Annotated in this window: 6 protein-coding genes; 2 read left to right on the top strand and 4 right to left on the bottom strand. The window is 73.9% G+C overall.

The features are described from left to right. Nucleotides 1–82 precede the first annotated feature (82 nt). On the bottom strand, nt 83–298 hold the full coding sequence (locus SSBG_RS28430; protein ID WP_008749493.1) for a hypothetical protein: 216 nt from the start codon (nt 296–298) through the stop codon (nt 83–85). A gap of 255 nt (nt 299–553) precedes the next feature. On the opposite strand from SSBG_RS28430, the gene SSBG_RS28425 reads away from it, so the two are divergent. Continuing rightward, nucleotides 554–976 (top strand): RidA family protein, encoded by a 423-nt coding sequence (locus tag SSBG_RS28425; protein ID WP_037870826.1) that lies wholly within the window; start codon nt 554–556, stop codon nt 974–976. Between the two features lie 126 nt (nt 977–1,102). Here the strand turns inward: SSBG_RS28425 and SSBG_RS28420 are convergent, their stop codons facing one another. Then, nucleotides 1,103–1,312 carry a hypothetical protein gene (locus tag SSBG_RS28420; protein WP_008749491.1) on the bottom strand — a complete coding sequence of 70 codons (210 nt, stop codon included), beginning with the start codon at nt 1,310–1,312 and terminating at the stop codon, nt 1,103–1,105. A gap of 289 nt (nt 1,313–1,601) precedes the next feature. Here SSBG_RS28420 and SSBG_RS28415 point away from each other — a divergent pair, with 289 nt between their 5' ends. Then, a complete protein-coding gene (locus SSBG_RS28415) occupies nt 1,602–2,384 on the top strand; it encodes a polysaccharide deacetylase family protein (protein ID WP_008749490.1) in 783 nt (260 codons plus the stop codon). Between the two features lie 24 nt (nt 2,385–2,408). On the opposite strand, the gene SSBG_RS28410 is transcribed toward SSBG_RS28415, so the two are convergent. Next, on the bottom strand, nt 2,409–3,242 hold the full coding sequence (locus SSBG_RS28410; protein ID WP_008749489.1) for an aldo/keto reductase: 834 nt from the start codon (nt 3,240–3,242) through the stop codon (nt 2,409–2,411). A gap of 127 nt (nt 3,243–3,369) precedes the next feature. Further along, nucleotides 3,370–3,788, bottom strand: a 419-nt coding sequence (locus SSBG_RS28405; RefSeq protein WP_037870824.1) for a YeeE/YedE thiosulfate transporter family protein, incomplete at its 5' end; no start/stop codon positions are given.

Genomic DNA, 3,788 nt, shown 5'->3' with positions numbered 1-3,788 from the left:
CGGGGGTGTCCCCGGCCGAGGGCCCGGGGAGCGCACGGGTGTCGAAGGGCGGGTGGGGATCGTCGGGCAGGGCCTGGGCGGGTCAGCCGCGGCGGCCCGCCGTCCCGCCGCCGACCGGGGCGACGTGCGTGTCGACGCGGTTCATGCACGCGGGGCAGTAGCGCTCACCGGCGTCGGCGGCGGCGGGCGGGGGATCGGGCACACGGACGCCGCACAGCGCCTTGTCCCCTGCGTCCATCGCGTGCCACACGAGGGACGGGGCTTCCCCGGCATCCTGGGTCGCCTTCAATATGCGCACGGCTCCTCCTCTCGGCCCGGACACTCGTCCGGCGCTTCCAGAGAAACCCCGACCGCCCCTCGGCGCACCCGGAGCCGATGTTCCGTGACACCGCGCGACACCCCCGGCGCACGTCCTGACGTGGCACGGGGCACCGGCGGACGCGCCTGGAACGCCTTCACCCGATTGGGGGCGGGCCGTCCGCCGGGCAACGGAAACCCCTCGCCCCGGCGGTGGCCGGCCGACTACGGTGCGGCTCCGCGACGAGGGAGAGCGATGCGCCGGATTCACCCGCCGGGGCTGCACCCGACCCCCGGGTACAGCCACGTCACCGTCGTCCCCGCCGGGCCGACCGCGTACCTGTCGGGACAGTGCCCGCTCGACGCCGAGGGACGGCTCGTCGGCGGGGACGACGTGCTGGCCCAGACCGACCAGGTCGTCGCGAACGCGCTGCGGGCCCTCGCCAAGGCCGGGGCGGCCCCCTCCGATGTCGTGCGGGCCGTCGTCCATGTCCGCACGAGCGAGGAAACGACCCTCGGTGCGGTGTGGCGGCACCTGCGGGCCTCGCCGCTCGGCCCGGCGTTCACCGGCGCGGCGACCCTGCTCGGCACACCGGCGCTCGGCTACGCGGGACAACTGGTCGAGGTGGACCTGACGGCGGCTCTCCCGGCCGAAACCCCGTACGGCGACGGGTCCTGAGGGGGCGGCAGCCCGCACCGCGCACACCTCACCGCCGCACCACCTCTCCCTCCCCCACGCTCCGGCGGCCGTCCCCGCGCCCCCGACCTACGCGAGCCGCCTCCCTCCCTCCCCCGCCCGCCGCTCTCAGCGCCGCGTGGCCCCGCGCCCGTTCCCCTCGTTCCCCGGGCGCCCGCCCTCGCGGGCCAGGACGAGGCCGAGCAGGGCGAGGAGCGCCCCCGTGCCGCTGAGCACGTGCAGGGCGACTTCGAGCGGGCCGCGCTCGACGGCGACACCGAGGACGAGATTCGCCGCCGCGCACGCGAGCAGCACTCCCCACAACAGCCCCCTGCGCATGGCCGGCCCTCCCTCCCCGACGGCCCCTCGGCCGTCCCCGTTTCGACTCGCACGGGGCGTGAGGCAACCCGGCCCCCTTCCCGCACATCCAGAGAGACGCACGTACCCCCTCCGGGTTCCCCGTTCATGGCATCGCACCACTATAAATCGGGTGTATACATCGTGTGTATAGTCGTCCGAGCGGCCGCGTTTCGACCCGGGGCACCGCTCTGGCCTGCCCTTTTACCGCCGGGGCGCCGGGCGGCGCCCGCGCACGCCCCGCTCCCGTCCGGCCGAAGGAAGTACCGCCATGCCCGCTGTCCCCCGCCCCGCCCGCCGCCGCGTCACTGCCCGGCTCGCCGCGCTCGCGGCGGGCGCCGCGCTCGCGCTCGGCCTCAGCGGCTGCACGAGCCTGCACACGGTGACTCCGGCGAGCGAGCGCGGGCACGCCTCGGCGAAGGTCCTGATGGCCGATCAGCCGGTGGACTGCCGCGAGGCGAAGTGCGTCGCGCTCACCTTCGACGCGGGCCCCAGCAAGCACACCCCGCAGTTGCTGAAGATCCTGAAGGAGAAGAAGATCCACGCGACGTTCTTCCTGCTCGGCAAGAACCACATCGAGCGCTACCTGAAACTCGTCAAGCAGATCTCCGACGAGGGCCACGAGGTCGCCGAGCACACCTGGTCGCACCACAGGCTCACGGGTCTGTCGGAGAAGGACGTGCGCCGCGAGCTGTCGCGCACCCAGAACGCCGTCGAGGACCTCACCGGCAAGGCGCCCACGCTGATGCGCCCGCCGCAGGGCCGCACGAGCGACGAGGTCTCGAAGATATGCGAGGAGTTCGGGATAGCGCAGGTGCTGTGGAGCGCGACCGCGAAGGACTACTCGACGACGGACTCGAAGCTCATAGAGAAGCGCATACTCGACCAGTCCGAGCGGGACGGCGTGATTCTCCTGCACGACCTGTACGACGGGACCGTGCCCGCCGTGCCGCACATCATCGACGCGCTGCGGGCGAAGGGCTACACCTTCGTGACCGTCCCCGAGCTGATGGCCCCCGGGGCGCCGAAGCCGGGACAGGTCTACCGGCCCTGACGCCCCGCCGCACGGGCGCCCGGCTCAGAACTCCTCGTGCGTCTCGGGGTCGCCGCCGAGCCTGCGCTCCGGCCGCTCGCCGATGCGGCGCAGGTCCTCGTCGGACAGCTCGAAGCCGAAGACGTCGAGGTTGGCGCGCTGGCGGTCCGGGTCGGCGGACTTCGGCACGGGCAGGGCACCGAGCTGGAGGTGCCAGCGCAGGACCGCCTGCGCGGGGGTGACCCCGTGGCGCGCGGCGACCTCGCCGATCGCGGGATCGTCGAGCAGTTCGCTGCCGCGGCCCAGCGGGCTCCAGCTCTGCGTCACGATCGCCTTCTCCCGGTGGAAGGCGCGCAGTTCGTCCTGCGGGAGCAGCGGGTGCATCTCGATCTGGTTGACGGCGGGGAGGACGCCCGTCTCCGCCTCCAGGCGGCGCACGTGCTCCGGCGTGAAGTTGGAGACGCCCAGCGAGCGGATCAGCCCCTCGTCACGGAGCTGGATCATCGCGCGCCAGGAGTCCACGTACTTGTCGACGCGGGGCAGCGGCCAGTGGATGAGGTAGAGGTCGACGTACTCGACGCCGAGGCGCTGCCGCGACGCCTCGAAGGACCTCAGCGTCTCCTCGTAGCCCTGGTCGCGGCCCGGGAGCTTCGTCGTGACGTACAGCTCCTCGCGCGGCAGCCCGCAGGCGGCGATGCCGCGTCCCGTGCCGGTCTCGTTGCGGTAGTTCACGGCCGTGTCGAAGAGGCGGTAGCCGGAGGCGGCGGCGGTGCGGACCGCGCTCTCGGCACCGGCGTCGTCCAGCGGGTACGTGCCCAGGCCGAGAGCGGGCAGCCGGTGGCCGTCGCTCAGGCCGCGCAGCGGTGCGGGGTTCGTCATACGGGCGCACTCCTCGTGGCGGGGCCCGGCGGGCCCGTTCCCACCTCACCTACCACGCGTCCCGGACGCCACACGCGAACGGGGCCGTTCCCCCGCCGTGGACGGGTGAACGGCCCCCGGTCGCGCGTCAGCAGACGCTGTCGGCGGGTTTCGGGTTGCCGAGGCCGAAGAGCGGGCGCAGCTTGAGGCCCGCGTACGTGCCGAGCAGCGCCATGGCGCCCCAGATCCAGCCGTGCAGGCTGCCCGAGGCGATGCCCGCGAGGTAGGCGCCGATGTTGCAGCCGCCCGCCATGCGCGCGCCGATGCCCATGAGGAGCCCGCCGAGGACGCCCGCGAGGGCGGTGCGGGCCGGGATCGAGCGGTGCAGGGTCCACACGCCGCCCGCGGCGGCGGCGAGACCGGCGCCGATCATGATGCCGAAGTCCGTGAGGCTGTTCTTGTCGGCGAGGACCGGGCCGTGCAGCTGGGCCGCGTTGCCGGCCTGCTGCCAGTACGCCCAGCCCGAGGGGTCGCCGCCGAGCAGGTCCGCGACGCGGCTGCCCCACA

The sequence above is a fragment of the Streptomyces sp. SPB074 genome (genome assembly GCF_000154905.1).
Lineage (GTDB): Bacteria > Actinomycetota > Actinomycetes > Streptomycetales > Streptomycetaceae > Streptomyces.
Note: the sequence above shows the minus strand (reverse complement) of the source record. Positions and strands in the feature narration are given on the sequence as shown.